This window comes from Brevundimonas sp. KH_025 (assembly GCF_057839885.1).
In genome coordinates, this window is sequence record NZ_CM174501.1 from 2,004,368 (window position 1) to 2,022,883 (window position 18,516).

Genomic DNA, 18,516 nt, shown 5'->3' on the forward strand with positions numbered 1-18,516 from the left:
TCGGCAGGCAGACTGGACATCACTGGCCTCGGGGTTCGCGCGGCAGGCCCAGAGCCCGCTCGGCGATGATGTTTCTCTGGATCTGGTTGGCGCCGGCGTAGATGGTGTCGGCGCGCGACATCAGGAACATGTTCGGCAGGGGCGCGAACCGGCCCTCGGCGTCGGCGATCTCCGCCTCCGGGCCGATGACATCCATCGCCAGTTCGCCCAGGTCCCGGTGCCACATCGACCAATAGAGCTTGTAGGTATAGGCCTCGGGCGACAGAGCGCCGCCTTCGGCGTTGGCCAGCATGCGCAGGGCGTTGTACCGCATGATCTTGAGGCCGATCTGCGCCTGGGCGAGCCTCTGCCGGATCAGCGGATCGGACGCCTTGCCGTTGGCGCGAGCGATCGCGACAAGCTCGTCCAGTTCATTGCGGAAATGCATCTGCTGAGCGAGCGTCGAGACGCCCCGCTCGTATCCCAGCAGGGCCATGGCCACGGACCAGCCGTCGCCTTCGTTCCCGATCCGGTCTTCGACGCGAGCGACCGCCCCGTCGAAGAAGACTTCGCAGAACTCGCTCTCCCCGGTCATCTGGCGAATGGGTCGAACCGTCACGCCCGGCTGGTCCATCGGGACCAGGAGAAAGACCAGCCCCTTGGGGCCGCGAGAGCCCTCTTCGCTGCGCGCCACGACGAAACACCAGTCCGCAATCGCCCCCATCGACGTCCAGATCTTCTGGCCCTCGATCCGGTAAACCTCGCCGTCCAGCGTCGCCCGGGTCCGGATATTCGCCAGATCGGAACCGGCGCCCGGCTCGGAATAGCCCTGGCACCAGATCGCCCGCCCGGACAGAATATCGGGAAGAAAGCGTCGCTTCTGATCTTCCGATCCCAGCGCCAGCAGCGTGGGACCGAGCAGTTCGACGCCCAGATGGCCGATCCGCGACGGCGCGTGTGCCCGCGCATATTCCTCGGCGAACACGACCTGTTCGGCGACGCTCGCGCCGCGACCGCCATGGGCCTGCGGCCACCCGATCGCGCTCCACCCCGCCGCCCCCAGGGCGGCCTCCCATTCGCGGCGCTCCGCAATCAGATCGACATGGTTGTTCAAGCCCCTGAGGTGGCGGAAGGGGCCGGCGAGCTGGCTCTCCAGCCAGGCCGCAGCCTCGGCGCGGAAGGCCTGCAGTTCAGGTGCAAAACGCAGGTCCATGGGTCAGGCGATCTCGAAGAGGCCGGCGGCGCCCATGCCGCCCGCCACGCACATCGACACCACCACCCGCTTGGCGCCCCGACGCCTGCCCTCGATCAGGGCGTGGCCGACCTGGCGCGCGCCCGTCATGCCGAAAGGATGTCCCAGGGCGATGCCGCCGCCGTTCACGTTCAGCTTGTCGGGATCAATGCCGATCACGTCACGGCAATAGAGGGCCTGCGAGGCGAAGGCTTCGTTCAGTTCCCACAGGTCGATGTCGTTCACCGACAGGCCCAGGCGCTGCAGCAGCTTGGGAACGGCGTAGTTTGGACCGACCCCCATCTCGTCGGCCCCGCAGCCCGACACCTGGAAGCCCCGATAGACGCCGAGGATCGGCAGGCCTTCACGTTCGGCGGTCGCCCGCTCCATCAGAACACAGGCCGAGGCGCCGTCGGACAACTGGCTCGCGTTGCCCGCCGTCACGTGACGTCCCTCCTTGATCTCCAGGCCGTCCTTCCAGACCGGCTTGAGCTTGCTCAGGCTTTCAAGGGTGGTGTCGGCCCGCACCCCTTCATCCCGGTCCAGGGTCACGGTCTCGCGTCCCGCCTCGCTGCCGTCCTTTTCGAAGAGCGCCTTTTCGACGGTGATGGGCACGATCTCGTCCGAGAACCGACCGGCTGCCTGGGCAGCCGCGGCCCTTTGTTGGCTCAGAACCGAGAACTCGTCCTGCGCCTCGCGCGAGACGCCGTATCTTTCGGCGACGATCTCGGCGGTTTCGATCATCTGCATATAGGCGCGCGGATCGCTGGCCAGGACGGCCTGGGAGCGATTGCGGTAGGCCGGGATATGCTTGTTGAGGGTGAGGGAAATGCTCTCCGCCCCTCCGGCCACCGCCACGTCGATTTCGCCGCACATGATCCCTCGCGCCGCCAGAGCGATGGCGTTGAGGCCCGAACTGCATTTGCGGTCCAGGGTGAAGCCGGCCGTGGAGTCCGGCAGCACGGAAGCATGAACCGCCAACCGGCCGAGGTTGTAGCTCTGGGTGCCCCAATGATTGCCGCAACCCAGATAGAGGTCGTCGACCCGTGCGGGATCGATCCCGGCGCGCGACAGGGCGGCATCGACGACATGAGCCGCCAGAACCGGAGCCTCGGTATCGTTGAAGGCGCCGCGATAGGCTTTCCCGATGCCCGTGCGGGCGGTCGAGACGATAACGGCTTCACGCATGGCTTGGGCTTTCTCGCATTTGGATGTTGGTCGCCCCCCAGAAGGCCCGCATCTGCGTGATGCGGCCCTGGTCGTCGAACCGGAAGGTGTCGATCACGTCGATGCAGCGGCGCTCCGCCGTCTCGGGATAGTGAATTCGGAAAGGAAAGGCGGCGCTGTCGCCGGCGGTGCGGATCGGGCCCGTCAGTTCCAGCTTCAGTCCCCGCGCCATGGCGTTGCGAAAGAGCGCCGGGATCGCCTCGCCGCTGATGATCGGCGCGCCTACGGGATCCTCGATCGTGGCGTCGTCGGCGTAGAGCGCGGCGGCGGCGGCGGAATCTTCCGCCTCGAAGGCCGCGACATAGGCCTCCACCACAGCGGTCATGACGGTGTGCGACAGAGCCATATCAGGGGAAATACCGGGCGACCGCATCGACGACGCAAGCCGGGCGGCTGTCGCCTTCGATCTCGACCGTGATCCTGTAGGTCGCCTGGACGGCGTCGCCCTTGACCACCTCGACCCGGCGGATTTCGCCGGTCGCCCGCACCCGTGAATCGACCGGCACGGGCGCGACGAAGCGAAGATAGTCCGCGCCGACGTTCACCCCGGCCGAAAAGCCCCGAACCTCGATCAGGTGCGGCAGGAAGCCGTTGACCAGCGACAGGGTGAAATAGCCGTGCGCGATCGTCTTGCCGAACGGGCCGGTCGCGGCCCGTACCGGATCGACGTGGATCCATTGGTCGTCGCCGGTCAAGGCGGCGAAGGCGTCGATCATGGCCTGGTCGATCAGCAGCCACTCGCTGACCCCCAGTTGGCTGCCTTCCTGACCCAGCATGTCGCGGGGCGTGTCGAAAACGACGGGCATGGTCAGGCCCTCTGGCTGGAGACCGACAGCACTTCGCCGGTCATGTAGGAGGCCAGGTCCGAGGCCAGGAACATCATTACGTTGGCGACTTCCCAGACCTCGGCGGGCCGTCCAAAAGCTTCCTGGGCGGCCAGACGATCAAGCTGCTCCTGCGTCGTCACCTTGGCCAGGAAGGGGTGCATGGCGATCGAGGGCGCGACCGCATTGATCCGCACGCCATGTTCGGCGGCCTCCAGGGCAGAGCAACGCGTGAAGGCCATCACGCCTGCCTTGGCGGCGGCGTAATGCGCCTGTCCCTTCTGGGCCCGCCAGCCGAGGACGGAGGCGTTGTTGACGATGGCCCCGGAGCCCTGGGCGTACATCACAGGAAGGAAGGCGCGGGTCATCCGCATCACGCTCGTCAGGGTCACGTCGAGCACGCGCGACCATTGCTCGTCGGTCATGTCGACCACGGGGACTTCGCCCCCGAGACCGGCGTTGTTGATGAGGACGTCGATCGTCCCCAGACGGGTCTGCGCCGCGCCGAGCAGCCCGTCGACATCCGCCTGAAGCGTTACGTCGCACGTCACCGTCTCCGGGCGCTCGCCCACGGCCTCGGCGATCCGGTCCGCCGCCTCTCCGAGGCGGCGTTCGTGGAAGTCGCTGATCAGGACACGCGCGCCCTCCTCGGCGGCGCGAAGCGCGGCCGAATAGCCGATGCCGGTGCCCGCCGCGGCGGTCACCACGACGGTCTTGCCCTTCAGCAGGCCGCGGGCGGGAGGATAGGCAGGGGCGGAAATGGTCATGCGGGATCCAGGGTTGGCGCATCCAGGCCCATTCGGGCTGCGACGATCATGCGATGGCGGACGGAGCTTCCGAGCCAGTTCGAGCTCGAGCGCGCGCGTTTGAAATAGAGGTGGGCGGGGTGTTCCCAGGTGAAGCCGATGCCCCCGTGCAACTGGATCGCCTCGCCCGCGCAATGCATGGCGGCGTCGCCGCACCAGGCCTTGGCGACAGAGGCCGCCTCGATCGCTTCGTCGCCGCCAAGGTCGAGCGCGGCCGCAGCGTACAGGCTGGCTGAGCGCGCCGCCTCCACCTGCACCATCATGTCGGCCAGGGTGTGCTTGACGGCTTGGAAGGAACCGATCGGGCGACCGAACTGCACACGCTGCTGCGCATAATCGACCGTGGAGGCCAGGCTGTAGGCAGCGCCCCCGGTCAGCTCGGCGGCCAGGAGACCGGCGGCGACGGTCCAGCTGTGTTCCAAGGCCGCGGCCGCTCCGCCCGCGACGCCCAAAATCCATTCCGGGCGGAGCGCGACATGATCAAGATGGACGGTCGCCAGCGGACGCGTGGGATCAAGACTGGCGTGACGTTCGACACGCACGCCCGGCGTATCGGCGGGCAGCGCGACCAGGCTCACGCCCTCGGCGCCTTCGCACGCCACAAGCAGAAGATCCGCGGCCTGGGCGAAGGGCGCATAACGGACCAGACCGGAAAGCGTCGGCGCCGGGGCGAGCGTCAGAACCGGAGCGGCTTCGCCCTCGCGCGCCCATACCGGCGTGGTGATCGTCTCGCCCGAGGCCAGACCGGGAAGCAGGGCCGTCTTCTGGGCCTCATCGCCCGCGGCCAGGATCGCCGTGACCGAGACGACCGCCGATTCAAACAGCGGGACCGCCGGCAGGGCCATGCCGACCAGCTCCAGCACGACGGCCATCTCGACCGCGCCCAGGCCAGAGCCGCCATAGGCTTCAGGAACCATCAGCCCGGCGAATCCCAGCTCGGCGCCGAGCGCCCGCCACAGGGGTTCGTCCCAGCCCGCAGCGCTCTCTAGAGCGGCGCTCCGCGCTTCAGCATTCGTCGCGGACGACAGGAACGTCTGGGCCGCGTCCTGGATCGCGCGCTGATCTTCCGTAAGGGCGAAATGCACCGGTCGCTCCTCAGCCCGCGCCGTACACGGACTTGGCCGGTGCGCGCGACGCCGTCAGTCGCCGAACCACGTCGCCGAGTTCGCGCGCATCCCAGCGAGCGCCCTTGTCCTCGGCCGGACTGTCAGTCCAACCCTCGGACAAGAAGATCCTGCCCCCCTTCAACTCGAACACCTGCCCGGTCACGTCCGCCGATTCAGCACTGCAAAGCCAGGCGACCAGCGGCGCCATGTTCTCCGGAGCGAAGACGTCGAAGCCGGATTCCCCGGCCGTCATGTCGAAGGCGGTCGCGGTCATGCGGGTGCGGGCGTTCGGGGCCAGGGCGTTCGCGGTGACGCCGTAGCGCGCAAGCTCCGCCGCCTGCACCAGGGTCAAAGAGGCGATGCCGCCCTTGGCCGCCGAATAGGCGCTCTGGCCCACGCTTCCCTGCAGGCCCGCGCCCGAGGTGGTGTTGATGATGCGGGCGTCAATCCTCCCACCCGCCTTCTGCTGGGCGCGCCAATAATCCACGGCGTGACGGCTGGTGCAGAAATGGCCGCGCAGGTGGACGCGCAGCACGGCGTCCCATTCCTCGGGCGTGCATGACACGAACATCCGGTCACGCACGAAGCCTGCGTTGTTGACCACCGCATGCAGGTCTCCAAACGCGTCGATCGCGGTCTGGACGATGCGCGCCCCGGCCTCCCAGTCGGCGACGTCGTCCGTATTGGCGACCGCCTGGCCGCCGGCCGCCCTGATCTCTTCCACGACCTTGTCGGCAGCGCCCTGGGTGAGGCCGCTTTCTCCGTGGGTTCCGACGCCGAGATCATTGACCACGACCTTGGCCCCCTGGGCCGCCAGTTCGAGCGCGTAGGCGCGGCCGAGGCCGTTTCCGGCGCCGGTGACGATGACGACGCGGTCCTTGCACAGTCCGGTCATGGGAGCATTCCTTCGGGTTTGAATTGAGCGCCTTCCGCCGCGCGCCGCTGGCGCTCGGCGGCCATCGGCCCCACGAGGCGCACGCCGATCGCTGTGGACGTCACTCGAGGCCGGTCAACTTCAGCTTCGGCCAGCGGTTCGCACGCCACGAGGCCGGTGAGGCTTTCGCGAGCGAGCCGCTGGTATTCGCCGGCGCCGTCGTTCTTCCAGGTGATCTCGTGAGCGCCGAAAGCGCGGATGATCCTGGCCGGATTGCCGGCGACGAGGCTGCGGTCCGGTATCCGCATGTCCGACCGCACCAGAGACAGGGCGGCGATCAGGCATTCATCGCCGACCACCGCATTGTCCAGCACGACCGCGTTCATCCCCAGCAGGCTGTTGCGGCCGATCTGGCAACCATGGACGATCGCGCCGTGGCCGATGGTCGCCCCTCGACCGATGACGGTGTCGCGATCCGCCGAGGCGTGGACCGTGCAGCTGTCCTGGATGCTTGTGTCGCCTTCCACCACGATGCGGCCGAAGTCGCCTCGCAGGGACGCGCCCGGCGCTATGTAGCATCCCGGTCCGACGATGACGTCGCCGATCAATGAGGCCAGGGGGTGCACATAGCTGGTGGGATGCACCACCGGCGTCAGGCCCTCGAACGCATAGGCAGGCATGACCTAGAGCCGCTCGATGATGGTGACGTTGGCCTGGCCGCCGCCTTCGCACATGGTTTGAAGGCCGTAGCGCCCCCCGGTCCGCTCAAGGGCGTTCAGAAGCGTCGTCATCAGTCTCGCGCCGGTCGCGCCGATGGGATGGCCCAGGGCGATGCCGCCGCCCTGCACATTGACCTTCTCATGGGGGACGCCGAGCTCCTTCATCCAGGCCATGGGCACGCTGGCGAAGGCCTCGTTGCACTCGAACAGATCGATGTCGTCGATCGACATTCCCGCCTTCTCCAGGGCGTAGCGCGTCGCCGGGATGGGCCCGGTCAGCATCCAGACAGGGTTCGCCGCGCGCACCGAGAGGTGATGGATCCGCGCGCGAGGCGTCAGGCCGTGGGTCTTCAAGGCGGCCTCGGAGGCCACCAGAAGAGCGGCGGCGGCGTCGCAGTTCTGGCTCGCGACGCCGGCGGTGATCACGCCCCCTTCGCGGACAGGGTTGAGGGCGGCGAGGCCCTCAAGAGACGTATTCGGGCGGATCGTCTCGTCATGATCCAGCCCCTCGAGCGGAGCGATCTCGCGGGCGAACCATCCTTGCTGCGTGGCCTGCTGCGCCCGTTGATGGGAGACGACGGCGAAAGCTTCCATCGCCTCGCGGCTGAGGCCCCACTTCTCGGCGATCATCTCGGCCGAGCGAATCTGATTGACCTCCTGGTCGCCATAGCGGGTGTCCCAGCCGGGCGAGCCGAGGAAGGGGCTGTCGAAGCCGTAGGCCGCACCGGCGGTCATGGCGGCCGAGATCGGAATCCGGTTCATGGCCTGGCTGCCGCCCGCGACGACCAGATCCTGGGTGCCGCTCATCACGCCCTGGGCGGCGAAATGCACCGCTTGCTGGGAGCTGCCGCACTGCCGGTCGATGGTCACGCCGGGGACTTCTTCCGGCAGGCCCGCGACGAGCCAGGCCGTCCGCCCGATATCGCCGGCTTGGCCGCCGATCGTGTCGGTGCACCCCCAGACGACGTCATCGACCGCGCTGGGATCGATCCCCGTGCGGGTCATGAGCGCCTTGATCGGATGGGCGCCGAGGTCGGCGGGGTGCAGCGCCGACAAGGCGCCCTTCTTGCGTCCCGTAGGGCTGCGAACGGCGTCGACGAGATAGGCTTGGGCCATCAGACCGCCTCATGGGAAAAGGTGTGATCAGCCCCGGTGGAATGATCAAAGACGCGCGCCGCGATGCGGGCGCGATGGATCGACGGGTCGCCCCAGGCGTAGTTCAGAGCCAGGGCCCGCTTGAGGAAGAGATGGACGTCGACCTCCCAGCTGTAACCCATGGCGCCGTGAACCTGGATCGAGGTGCGGGCGGCCAGGTCGGCGGCCTCGGCGGCGACGATCTTGGCGTGTGAGACACGCGCCCGGGACTGGGGCGAGCCGCGATGAAGGTCCGCAGCGGCGGCATGGACGACCGGCCGGGCGAACTCGATCGCGACCTGGGCCGTGGCGATCATGTGTTTGACGGCCTGGTAGCTGCCGATCGGCTTGCCGAACTGCTCACGCTCCTTGGCGTAGGCGACCGCGAGATCGACCGATCTCTGGGCCAGACCCAGGCACTGGGCGGCGGCGAAGAGGGCCCCGCGATCAAGAGCCCGTTCCCACAGCCGCCTGCCGGTCGCCGCATCGGCGATCCGGGCTTGCGCCGACGGCGTCCACTCCACCTGAAACAGACGGCGGAAGGGATCGATGCCGGCCTCGCGGACCAGGCTTACGGCGTCCGGAGCGACAAGGTGCACCTCGCCCTCGTGCGGCAACAAGAGGCCGCCCGCCAGATCGGCGTCGAGCACGAAGGGATTGAGAGGATGCGCCACAGCCAGGGAGGTTTCGCCGGACACCGCAGCCGCCAGCAGATCATGGTCGGGAGCGGCCTCCGCCAGCAGCGGCACAGCGACTCCGGCATGCTCGATCAGAGGCTCCGGCAGGGCCACCCATCCCGCAGCTTCCGCGATCAGGATGAAGTCCGTTTCCACCAGACCCAGTCCGCCCGAAGCTTCAGGCGCCAGAACGGCGGTCAGGCCGTTTTCAGCGATCGCCGCCCACCGCGTCGCGTCGCGCGGCGAGCCGTCGGCCATCTGGCTGCGAAGCGCAGCGGGATCGCAGGTGTCAGTGAGCAGCTGGCGAGCGACCTCCGCCATCATCATCTGCTCGGCGTTGAAAGTGAAATTCATGACGGCGCTCAGCGGGGCAGGCCGAGCATCCGCTCGGCGATGATGTTGCGCTGGATCTCGTTGGAACCGGCGTAAACCGGTCCGGCGAGCGCGAAGATGTAGTCGTCGAGCCAGTCGCCGACGGCGCCGGCGTGCGGTGCCTCGGGCAACAACTCCGCCCGCGGCCCCAGGATGTCGAGCGCGGTCTGATGCAGCCGGATGTCCATCTCGGACCAGAAAATCTTGTTCGTCGACGACTCCGGACCGATTTCGCCCCCGGCGATGAGGCGGCTGGCGGTGGCGTAGATGGACAGGGCATAGGCCTCGGCGTCCATCCAGGCCCGGACGACCCGCGTCTTCAGGCCGGTGTCGGTCGGGTCCCCCTGGGTCTTGTAGAGTTCGACCAGCCGACGGGCCGCCTCCTGGTATCGGGCGGGGCTGCGCAGCATCAGGCCGCGCTCGAACCCGGCCGTCGCCATGCACACCGACCAGCCCTGACCTTCTTCGCCGAGCCGGTTGAAGGCCGGAACCCTGACGTTCTCGAGAAAAATCTCGGCAAAGCCGAGGTGGCCGTTGATCTTGGCGATCGGATTCACCGCCACGCCTTCCGCCGACAGCGGGAACAGGATCAGCGACAGCCCCTTGTGGCGCTCGCTTCCCGGCGTGCGGAACAGGCCGAAAGCCCAGTCCGCGAACACGGCCCGGGAAGACCAGATCTTGTGGCCGCTCAGAATATAGTCGTCGCCGTCCCGAACCGCCGTCGCCCGCACACCGGCCAGGTCGCTGCCGGCCTGGGGTTCAGACCAGGCCTGAGCCCAGATTTCCTCTCCCGCCGCCATGGGCGGCAGAAAACGCGCCTTCTGCTCGACGGTGCCGAACTCCATCAGGGTCGGCCCCAGGAGGAAGATGCCGTTCTGGTTGACCCGACCGGGCGCCTCGGCCCGATAGTATTCTTCCTCGAAGATCAGCCACTGGATGAGATCAAGGCCTCGTCCGCCGTGATCCTCCGGCCACGTCACCATGCCCCAACGGCCCTGGTTCAGCGTCCGCTCCCAGGCCCTGTGCGCTTCAAAACCCGCGCGGGTGGCGTCGAAATGCTCCAGCGGCGCGGCCGGCACGTTTGCCGCGAGCCAGGCTCGCACTTCAGCCCTGAAGGCCGATTGCTCCGGTGAATAGGAAAGGTCCATCAGAATTTCGCCGCCTGGCCCTTGTCCGCGACGAAGGCGTCCCGGGCGGTCTGGCTGTCCTCATGCATATACATTTCGAGCGTGAAGCCCTGCTCCCAGCGATAGCCCTTGAGCGCGTCGACCGGCTCCAGACCGTTGAGAGCCTCCCTGGCGATGACCAGAGCGGCGCGGCTTTTGGCGGCGATCGTCGCACAGAAGGCGCGGGCCTCATCCAACAGCCGCTCCGGCGGCACCACAGCCTGGACGGAGCCGTATCCGTGCAAATCCTCGACGGTGATCTTCCCGCCCGTGAAGAAGGCTGCGCGCACCTTCTGCGCGGGCGCCATGCGCGACAGGAAGGCCGCTCCGCCCATCGCGCCACGGTCGATTTCCGGCAGCGAAAGGAAGGCGCCCTCCGCCGCGATGACAACGTCGGACGCTCCGGCGATGTTCACGCCGCCGCCGATGGCGAAGCCGTGAATGGCGGTGACGACCGGAACCGGGCACTCGCGAATAGCCTTCAGGGTCAGATAATTCCCCTGGTTCAGCCGGGTGATCCGCTCGGGGTGCGCCTGCATCTCCTTGATGTCCACGCCGCCGCAGAAGCCGCGTCCGACCGCCCTGATGAGGACGCAACGGACTTCAGGATCGGCGCCGGCTGCGGCGATATGGTTCGGCAAGGCTTCCCAGCCGGCCGAATCCAGCGCGTTGACGGGCGGATGATCGATGATGATCTCGGCGACGCGGTCGCGGATTTCCACGAGGATCGGCATGTCGGTTCTCTCAGTTCGAGACGGCGGGCGGGGCTGACGCCCCCAGGGCGTCGAGGCGCGCGCGGGCCTCGAACATGATGCGGTCGACGAGTTCGGCGCAGCTGGGCAGGTCGGTGATGCGGCCCCCGACCACGCCCGTGGCCATCACGCCCCGATCAGGGTCGCCGTCCACCACCGCCTTCTGGATCATCATCGGGGCCGAGGCCGCCATCACGGCCTGCGCGAACGTCAGACCGCCATGCGCCCGCATGCCCTGGGCGGCCCTGAGCAGTTCGGGCCAGGTCGCGCCCGTTTGGCGCTTCATCGCCAGTCCGCTCTCAAAAGCACGCAGCCACATCCCGAGAGGACCGGATCGTTCGATCCTGTCCAGCAGGGGGGTGCGGACCATCCGCTGGGGAATGCCGTCCAGCTTTGTCGTCAGGACGATGTCGTCCGTGGCCGCCTTGAGATAGCGGTCCTTGGAGATGCCCGGCACGGGGCTTTCGCGTGTCAGAAGGAAGCGCGTGCCCATCGCGATCCCCACCGCGCCGTAGGCGAGCGACGCCGCCAGGCCGCGACCGTCGGCGAACCCGCCCGCCGCCACGACCGGGACATCCACGGCATCCAGGACCTGGGGAAGCAGGACGGTCGTCGCCACCGATCCGGTGTGACCGCCCCCCTCCCCGCCCTGGACGGTGATCATGTCGACGCCCAGCTCGACCATCTTGCGGGCGTGCTTCACGGCCCCCACCGTCGGGATGCACAGGATGCCGGCGTCGCGGAAGCGCGCGATCATGGCCTTGTCGGGACCGCGCCCGAAGCTGACGGCGCGGACCTGATCGCGGTTGGCGATGACCAGGTCGACGATCTGATCGGCGCCGGGCTGGAACATATGGAAGTTGACGCCGAACGGCTTGTCCGTGCCGCGCCTCACCTCAAGCAATTTCGCCCGGACTTCGTCCGGCGTCATCACGGCTGCGCCGAGAAACCCGAAAGCCCCGGCCTCGCTCGAAGCGATGACCAGCGACGGCTCCGCGACCCAGCCCATCGCCGTCTGGATGATCGGGTATCGACAACCCAGACGATCCACCAGAACCGTATGCAGGGGGTCAGCCATTACGCCTTGTCCGTCGCGTTGGAGGCCGCTTGAGCCTTGTTGGCCGAAGCCATGGATTTCGCGTCCAGTCCACCCAGGCTGTTCGACGAGGTCAAATCATTCTGGGCGTGGGCGAAGTGATGCATGTGGAAGACCGCATCCATGGCAGTGCGCTTGCCGCGCAGGTCTTCGACGTGGTTGAGCGCCTGCTTGGTCAGCCAGTTGCCGAGACGAGGCCGGCTGGCCAGCTCGACCGCCACGGCGCGCACCTCGGCCTCCAGCCCTTCCCGAGAAGCCAGTCGATTGACCATCCCCAGGTCGTAGGCCCGCTGCGCCGGCATGCGCTCGCCCAACAGGATGAACTCCTTGGCGATGCGCGGCGGCAACTCGAACCCGTGGGCGAAATACTCGACACCCGGGATGCCCATCCGCCCGACCGGATCCTGGAAGAAGGCGTCGTCGGACGCGATGATCAGATCGCAGACCCAGGCCAGCATGAGACCACCGGCGACGCAGCCGCCCTGCACCATGGCGATGGTGGGCTTGGGAATGTCGCGCCAGCGCCGGCACATCCCGAGATACTGTTCCTGCTCACGCGTGTAGAGCAGCTCGGCGGCGGGACGGTTCACATGACGGCCGAACATCAGGCGGCGGTCGAAGTCCGTGTGCAGATCGCGGCCCGGCGTGCCGATGTCATGCCCGGCGGAAAAGTGCTTGCCCTGCCCCCCCAGCACGATGCAGCGGACCTCGTCGTCATCGACCGCGCGCCGAAATGCGTCGTCGAGGGCATAGGTCATCTGCCCGTTCTGAGCGTTGTTGAACGCCGGACGATTCAGCCTGATCCAGGCGACCGCGCCCTCGACGGCGTAAAGAACAGGTTCGTCCGTCTCATACGTCACCGGAACGTCCCGCGGCTCCACGAGGTCGTCCATCAGGCGACTCCGGCCAGACGCCGATCACCGACGGGATCGCCCTTGAGCACCTTGTGACGGACGCCGTTCGGGTCAAGGCGCGCAATCAAGGCCCGTTCTTCAGCGGTCGGCGCACGCGTCTCCGGGATGATTTCAGGGCGATCAAGCGCGAAGCCCGTATTGTCCTGAACCTCGTCGAAGCCCACGCCGGGGTGCAGCGACCGCACCCGAATGGCGCGATCCGGGCCGGTGAAGTCCATGACCGCCAGGTTGGTGACGATCAGGCGCAAATCCAGGCCGACAGGCGGGCGACCATCCAGATAGCGCTCTGGATTATAGCCGGCACCGCACACGAAATCGACTTCGCCCTCGACGAAGCAGCGCTTCGAATGCTGCGGCACGAAGAAGCTGTTGGGATGGCTGATGGTGTTGCCGGGAAAGCCACGCACGCCGAGCATGGCCGTCTTGGGACGCGCATGATCGCCGATGACGCTGATGTTGGTCTGGCCGAAACGGTCGATCTGCACCGGCGCCAGCATGGCGTGGCGGCGCCCGCTCCAGAGGATATGGAACACCCGATCATAGGGGCACCAGTTTTCAAACTCCGGCGTCAGGCCGCTCCTCGGTCCCGGCGGCACCGGGTCGGTGACGTACCACGCCTCGCCGTCGGTCACCTGCATCTCCGGATTGAAGACGGTCTTGGCCAGGCCCGCTGCGATGCGCGGGATCGGGCCGATGCTCGTGGCCTGCACCTCTCCGGCGTCGCGCCAGGCTTCAGCACAGGCGACGATCAGCAACTCGGCCAGGGAATAGGTCTGGGTCTGGGCGTGCATGTCCGCCTCCGGTCAATAGACGACGGTCGGCAAGGCCGACACGCGTGCGGCTCCGCCGACGGCGGCGAGATAGGCTTCGGGATCAAGATCGACGTAGCCGGCCCGGTAGCCCGCCCAGGCGTCCGGCGAACCGGCCGCGTCGATGTAGGTTTTCAGATGTTCCAGATCGAGCGGATAGTCCGGCGACGCGCTCGTCGGGTGCGCCCCGAACGGAGCCTCCACCACCGAGGTCACCAGAGCCCGCTCGAACAGGTTGCGCGGCCCGTTAGCCGCAATATCCAGCTCGCTGGTCTTCACGATCCGCTCGCTGGAAACGATGACCGTGTCAGCGGCCCGCGCCATCAGCTCGTCGAAGAAGGGGTCCGCGCTCAGAGTGACGGTGTTGCCCTTTTTATCCGCGCGATGAACGTGCAGCAGCGCCGCATCCAGCTTGACCGCCGGCATGGCGATCAGGGTCTCGCCGTCCGCGAAGGGACTCTTCACGGTCGCGAAGCCTTCCTGCCGGATCACGTCGGTGCCCGCCCCCACGCGTGAAGGGAGAAACGGCAACTTCATGGCCGCAGCGCGCAAACCCCAGTGCAGCAGCCCCTCGTCCAGTTCGAACACCGAAAGGCCCGCTTCGCGCGCCGCCCGGAAATGCGGGTCGAGCGGATACTGATCCAGCGAGACGAAGGCGAATACGAGCTTTTTCAGCTTGCCCGCCGCCGCCAGAAGGCCGACGTCCGGCCCGCCGAACGAAACGACGGTCAGATCCTTGAGATCGGATTGAGCGATCGCGCGCACCAGCGCCATCGGTTTGCGCCGGGTCGCCCAGCCGCCGATGCCGATCGCCATTCCGTCCGACAATCTGTCGAGCGCATCCTCAATCGTCTGTTGCTTGTCCATCAGCCTACGAGCCTCCCAGGGCGGCGGCGCGACCGCCGCGGCGCGTTCGCGCCTCAACGACCCAACCGGGCCACCCCTCGACACCTAACGGAAGACAATGCGCGTATCAATCTTATATCGAGTTTATATCCGCATTTTGCGTTATATTTTCACCCAAGAACTACGCGCCTTTCGCGGATCGCTGTCGTTCAACGATATCGAGGAACAGCGGACGCTCGCCGCCGCCGTCCACGTTGAGCCGAGCTCCGCTGATGTAGGCCGCCTGGGGAGAAGCGAGGAAAAGGACCGCGCCAGCAATGTCTTCGCCCGTGGCCATGCGCCCGAGCGGCAAGCTCGCCGAAATCTCGGCCCGCCCCTGCGCGCCCCCATAGGTCTCGTCGGCGGCTTCCGTCGCCACCAGGCCCACGACGATGGCGTTCACACGGATTCCCGGCCCCCACTCCTGAGCGAGACTCTGAGTCAGACTGATCAAACCCGCCTTTGCCGCTCCATAGGCCGCCGTGCCGGGAGACGGACGGACGGCCGAAACACTGGCGATGTTCACGATCGCGCCGCCGCCCCCCATCCAGCCATGAACCGCCTGACTGACGTAGATCGGGCCGAGAAGATTCAACCCGACGATCGCCTGGGAAAACCGAGGAGACGCGGTCGCCGCGTCAGCAGCAGGCGCGCCGCCGGCGTTGTTGACCAGGATATCGATGCGCCCGCACGCCCCCCCCACCTGAGCAACCGCCCGCGCGACCTGATCGGGATCCCGCACGTCGCAGGCTATGAACTCAGCCTCACGCCCGCCAAAGGAGACAGGCTCATCAGGCGCCGAGCGGCCAAACACGAACACTCGGCATTCCGCCGCCAGCAAGGCCTCGGCCGTGGCCTTGCCGATACCTTTTGTGCCGCCCGTCACGATCGCCACAGACCCCGGAGTCGGCAAACTAGCACACTGCATCCAGGTCACAACTTTCATCTATCGTCGGTTAAGAACTATAGATGCTATGCATCTTTATACTTCTTGCGTCAAAGGCCATCACAATGCGTAATCTAGAAGCCGGCCGCACAAGAGACGACCGCCCCTTTTCGACGTTCGCGCTCGACCACCTGACCGTGATCGAGGCGACGCCGCAGGCCCTGGCGGAGACCGCCGCAGCAGCAGGGTTCGATCGCATCTGCACCTTCGTCCGTTCCATAGACGGACTGGGAGGCCCGACCTTCGACCTGACGTCCGACCGGCCCGCCCTGCAAGGCTTGCGATCGACGTTGAGGACATCAGGCGTCACCATCGATGTCGCCTACCCTTTCACGATCTCGGACAGGACGCGCCCGGGCGACTTCGAAGTCGATCTGGCCTGCGCCGCCGAACTCGGCGCACGCTTCGCCAACCTGCTGGTCTTCACACGCAACGAAACCCGCACGCTTGATGAGACCGCCCGTTTCTGCGAGCGCGCTCGGCAGCACGGCCTGGGCGTCGCCATAGAGATGGTGCCTGCGTCGACGATCAAGACGCTGCCCCAGGCCGCGGCGCTCGTAGACGCCCTGGGATCGCCCGCGGACGTCGGCGTGAACCTGGACGTCCTGCACCTCTATCGCTCGGGCGACACGCCCGCGAAAGCGGCCCAGCACCTCAACGAAATCGTCTATCTGCAGATATGCGACGGCCCGCGCGACGCGCCCCCGGAAAGCCGCCGGAGCGAAGCCTCCCTGCAGCGAAGCCTTCCTGGCCAGGGCGATTTCGCCCTGGCCGAACTCTACGACATGCTCCGGCACCTGCCGGCCAGCATCGAGGTCCCAGACGCCGCCGCCCGCGCGGCCGGCGCCGGCACCGTCGAACGGGCGCGGGCGGCTGGCCAAGCCGCGATGCGCAGCCTCGGTCAACGGGCGTTTCAAGACAGACTCTGTTGGCTTGCGTAGTATTTTGTGGTCATATCGATGAAATCGGTAAGTTTTGATGACCTTGGGGACATGAATGCGGCTAAGAGCCGGCAAGCCAATCGCCGTCGCGGAACTCGACGCCATTGATCGCGGGATCGTCGAGATTCTGCGTGATAACGGCCGCGCGACAAACCAGGAGATCGCCGAGAAGCTGTCGGTCACCCCGGCGACAATCTCGGTCCGACTGAAGCGACTGGAAGAGAGCAAGGCCCTGCGTGTCGTGGCCGTGACGGATTTCGCCGCTCACGACCTCAACATCGTCATCGCCGTCGGCATCAAGGTCTATGGTCGGGACGCCAAGGACGTGGGCATGGACTTGGCCAAACTGCCCGAAGTCTTCAGCATCAACGTCATGAACGGGGTCAACGACCTCGAAATGCTGGTGACGCTCAGCCAATTCGAGGAAATCTCGCGGTTTCTCGTCGAGCATGTGGCGCCCATCCCCGGCGTCAGCCAGCTCGAACCCGGCATCGCCGCCGATATCGTCAAGTTCGAATTCAACGTGGCGCCGCTATGAGCGCCCCGAAGCTCGACGAGCTCGACCGCCGCATCATCGCCACCCTCGGCATGGATGCACGGGTCTCCAACCGACAGATCGCGACGACACTGGGCGTAACGGAAGGCACCATCCGTACCCGGCTAAAGCAACTTCAGACCGCCGGCCTGCTCCAGTTCACGGTCGTCACCGATTTCCGTCTCGCCGGGTCGCCCAATCTGGTGTTCATGGGAATTCACGCCGAGCCCGCCAAGGTCAGCGTGCTGGCGGAGCAACTGGCCGAGATCGAGCAGATCGGATCAGTGATGATCCTGCTGGGGCGCTACAACCTCATGGCCATGGGCCTCTTCACCAGCATTGAGGATGTTTACGAACTGATCCGAAGTCAGATCAAACCCCTGCCCGGCGTGCGCCGTGTGGCCGCCTCGGTTTCGATCCACAACCTCAAGTACGACGTCAGGATGGCGCGGATCACGTCGCGGCCCGGCGACCGCCCCGCTCCCGAAACGGAATAGGGCGGCCGACCGCTTTCTACGCGCCTGGATCGCGAAGACGAGCGACAAGCTCCGGACCGACGATGAAGGGCTGTCCGAACGAGACAGCCTCAGCCCTCCGCTCGGCCACATCGGCCGCAGCGCTGGCGATGTCGTATTCCTTGCTCAGCACCACCGCCCCGGACCAGTAGCCTCGCGTCATCATCAGGACGTCCAGCGAGCGCTCCGGTCGATGAATCAGGTGGACGTAGGCGAACCCCTTGCCCGACAACTCCCTGAGGAGCGTTGAATAGGTGGCTGCGGGAACCGCGTCCGCCATGTCGTTGCAGCGGTCGCCGGGACTGATCCGGATGCCGACGCGACCATAGCCGATCGCCTCGCCCATGGCCTGCATCACCTCCAGGACGAACCGGCAGCGCGCCAGGCTGGATCCGCCGTAGGCGTCTTCCCGCAGGTTGGTGTTCGTCGACAGGAACTGCATCGGGAGGTGGCCGCCCGCCGCATCAAGCTCGACCCCGTCCATGCCTGCCGCGACAGCGTTCAGCGCCGCGCGCCGATAGTCCTGAACGACATCTCCGACCTCCCAGGCCTCGAGCGCCCGGGGCGCAGCGAGACGGGTTCCGCAGCGGACAGACGAAGGCGCGACCACCTCGGCGGCGTCGCCCTGATGTGTGCTCAAAGCGACCCGTCCATGATGCGTCAGCTGCATCACAATGCGGCCTCCGGCATCGTGAACGGCGTCGGCGACCGATCGCCATCCATCGACCTGACCGGCCGCCTGGATGCCTGACGCATCGACCTGGCTCTGGCCGTTCGGCCCGGGGAAAACGCCCTCGGTGACAATCAGGCCCGCGCCCGCGCATCGCGCGTAGAAGTCCGCCGCCCGTCCATCGGCGCCCGTCCGGCCGCGCGTGACCGGCGCCATGACGATGCGGTTAGCCAGCCGAAGCTCGCCCAGGACGACAGGTTCGAGAAGGCGGCTCATGTCACGCGCACCGACGCAAGACAGGTCGTTTCAGCCATGAGGACGCTCCAAAAAAGGAGGCC

21 protein-coding genes are annotated in these 18,516 nt (G+C 66.9%); 3 read left to right on the forward strand and 18 right to left on the reverse strand.

The genetic code is table 11. The features are described 5' to 3' along the window. Positions 1-19: 19 nt before the first annotated feature. The 17 genes from AC3IS2_RS09920 to AC3IS2_RS10000 all read right to left on the reverse strand — a co-directional run bounded on the left by AC3IS2_RS09920 (position 20) and on the right by AC3IS2_RS10000 (position 15,466). The gene (locus tag AC3IS2_RS09920; RefSeq protein ID WP_489197550.1) at positions 20-1,192 is read right to left on the reverse strand and encodes an acyl-CoA dehydrogenase family protein; all 1,173 of its coding nucleotides are present in this window, start codon (positions 1,190-1,192) and stop codon (positions 20-22) included. Positions 1,193-1,195: 3 nt separating this feature from the next. Next, positions 1,196-2,398, reverse strand: a complete 1,203-nt coding sequence (locus AC3IS2_RS09925) for an acetyl-CoA C-acyltransferase (RefSeq protein ID WP_489197551.1) — start codon at positions 2,396-2,398, stop codon at positions 1,196-1,198. Then, complete coding sequence (locus AC3IS2_RS09930) at positions 2,391-2,762, reverse strand: nuclear transport factor 2 family protein (RefSeq protein WP_489197552.1); 372 nt, start codon at positions 2,760-2,762, stop codon at positions 2,391-2,393. Before AC3IS2_RS09930 ends, AC3IS2_RS09925 begins: the two co-directional genes overlap by 8 nt. A 22-nt stretch (positions 2,763-2,784) precedes the next feature. Next, positions 2,785-3,243: a MaoC family dehydratase gene (locus tag AC3IS2_RS09935; RefSeq protein ID WP_489197554.1), complete on the reverse strand. Its 459-nt coding sequence runs from the start codon at positions 3,241-3,243 to the stop codon at positions 2,785-2,787. A 2-nt stretch (positions 3,244-3,245) separates the two neighbouring features. Next, entirely contained in the window at positions 3,246-4,028 is a 783-nt protein-coding gene (locus tag AC3IS2_RS09940) for an SDR family oxidoreductase (protein ID WP_489197555.1), read from the reverse strand. Next, a complete protein-coding gene (locus tag AC3IS2_RS09945; protein ID WP_489197556.1) occupies positions 4,025-5,152 on the reverse strand; it encodes an acyl-CoA dehydrogenase family protein in 1,128 nt (375 codons plus the stop codon). The genes AC3IS2_RS09940 and AC3IS2_RS09945 overlap by 4 nt, the downstream gene beginning before the upstream one ends. 10 nt (positions 5,153-5,162) lie before the next feature. Further along, complete coding sequence (locus AC3IS2_RS09950; protein WP_489197557.1) at positions 5,163-6,068, reverse strand: SDR family oxidoreductase; 906 nt, start codon at positions 6,066-6,068, stop codon at positions 5,163-5,165. Continuing rightward, positions 6,065-6,727, reverse strand: coding sequence for a gamma carbonic anhydrase family protein (locus AC3IS2_RS09955; protein ID WP_489197558.1), 663 nt, complete (start codon positions 6,725-6,727; stop codon positions 6,065-6,067). The genes AC3IS2_RS09950 and AC3IS2_RS09955 overlap by 4 nt, the downstream gene beginning before the upstream one ends. A 3-nt stretch (positions 6,728-6,730) precedes the next feature. Then, the gene (locus AC3IS2_RS09960) at positions 6,731-7,882 is read right to left on the reverse strand and encodes an acetyl-CoA C-acetyltransferase (protein ID WP_489197560.1); all 1,152 of its coding nucleotides are present in this window, start codon (positions 7,880-7,882) and stop codon (positions 6,731-6,733) included. Continuing rightward, entirely contained in the window at positions 7,882-8,931 is a 1,050-nt protein-coding gene (locus tag AC3IS2_RS09965; RefSeq protein WP_489197561.1) for an acyl-CoA dehydrogenase family protein, read from the reverse strand. Before AC3IS2_RS09965 ends, AC3IS2_RS09960 begins: the two co-directional genes overlap by 1 nt. Before the next feature lie 8 nt (positions 8,932-8,939). After that, positions 8,940-10,097: an acyl-CoA dehydrogenase gene (locus tag AC3IS2_RS09970; RefSeq protein ID WP_489197562.1), complete on the reverse strand. Its 1,158-nt coding sequence runs from the start codon at positions 10,095-10,097 to the stop codon at positions 8,940-8,942. After that, positions 10,097-10,849: an enoyl-CoA hydratase family protein gene (locus AC3IS2_RS09975; RefSeq protein ID WP_489197563.1), complete on the reverse strand. Its 753-nt coding sequence runs from the start codon at positions 10,847-10,849 to the stop codon at positions 10,097-10,099. The genes AC3IS2_RS09970 and AC3IS2_RS09975 overlap by 1 nt, the downstream gene beginning before the upstream one ends. Before the next feature lie 10 nt (positions 10,850-10,859). Next, positions 10,860-11,945 carry an NAD(P)H-dependent flavin oxidoreductase gene (locus AC3IS2_RS09980; protein WP_489197565.1) on the reverse strand — a complete coding sequence of 362 codons (1,086 nt, stop codon included), beginning with the start codon at positions 11,943-11,945 and terminating at the stop codon, positions 10,860-10,862. Continuing rightward, positions 11,945-12,856 carry an enoyl-CoA hydratase gene (locus AC3IS2_RS09985; protein WP_489197567.1) on the reverse strand — a complete coding sequence of 304 codons (912 nt, stop codon included), beginning with the start codon at positions 12,854-12,856 and terminating at the stop codon, positions 11,945-11,947. Before AC3IS2_RS09985 ends, AC3IS2_RS09980 begins: the two co-directional genes overlap by 1 nt. Continuing rightward, positions 12,856-13,668, reverse strand: coding sequence for a CoA-transferase subunit beta (locus tag AC3IS2_RS09990; RefSeq protein ID WP_489197568.1), 813 nt, complete (start codon positions 13,666-13,668; stop codon positions 12,856-12,858). Before AC3IS2_RS09990 ends, AC3IS2_RS09985 begins: the two co-directional genes overlap by 1 nt. A gap of 12 nt (positions 13,669-13,680) precedes the next feature. Continuing rightward, on the reverse strand, positions 13,681-14,553 hold the full coding sequence (locus AC3IS2_RS09995; protein WP_489197569.1) for a CoA transferase subunit A: 873 nt from the start codon (positions 14,551-14,553) through the stop codon (positions 13,681-13,683). 160 nt (positions 14,554-14,713) lie between these two features. Then, on the reverse strand, positions 14,714-15,466 hold the full coding sequence (locus AC3IS2_RS10000; protein WP_489197571.1) for an SDR family oxidoreductase: 753 nt from the start codon (positions 15,464-15,466) through the stop codon (positions 14,714-14,716). Between the two features lie 116 nt (positions 15,467-15,582). Here AC3IS2_RS10000 and AC3IS2_RS10005 point away from each other — a divergent pair, with 116 nt between their 5' ends. The 3 genes from AC3IS2_RS10005 to AC3IS2_RS10015 are packed head-to-tail and all read left to right on the forward strand — an operon-like array spanning position 15,583 to position 17,490. Next, complete coding sequence (locus AC3IS2_RS10005) at positions 15,583-16,458, forward strand: sugar phosphate isomerase/epimerase family protein (RefSeq protein ID WP_489197572.1); 876 nt, start codon at positions 15,583-15,585, stop codon at positions 16,456-16,458. Between the two features lie 55 nt (positions 16,459-16,513). Beyond that, positions 16,514-16,996, forward strand: coding sequence for an Lrp/AsnC family transcriptional regulator (locus tag AC3IS2_RS10010; RefSeq protein WP_489197573.1), 483 nt, complete (start codon positions 16,514-16,516; stop codon positions 16,994-16,996). After that, positions 16,993-17,490 carry an Lrp/AsnC family transcriptional regulator gene (locus AC3IS2_RS10015; protein WP_489197574.1) on the forward strand — a complete coding sequence of 166 codons (498 nt, stop codon included), beginning with the start codon at positions 16,993-16,995 and terminating at the stop codon, positions 17,488-17,490. The genes AC3IS2_RS10010 and AC3IS2_RS10015 overlap by 4 nt, the downstream gene beginning before the upstream one ends. Positions 17,491-17,506: 16 nt before the next feature. Here the strand turns inward: AC3IS2_RS10015 and AC3IS2_RS10020 are convergent, their stop codons facing one another. Beyond that, on the reverse strand, positions 17,507-18,454 hold the full coding sequence (locus tag AC3IS2_RS10020; RefSeq protein ID WP_489197575.1) for an oxidoreductase: 948 nt from the start codon (positions 18,452-18,454) through the stop codon (positions 17,507-17,509). Positions 18,455-18,516: the final 62 nt, after the last annotated feature.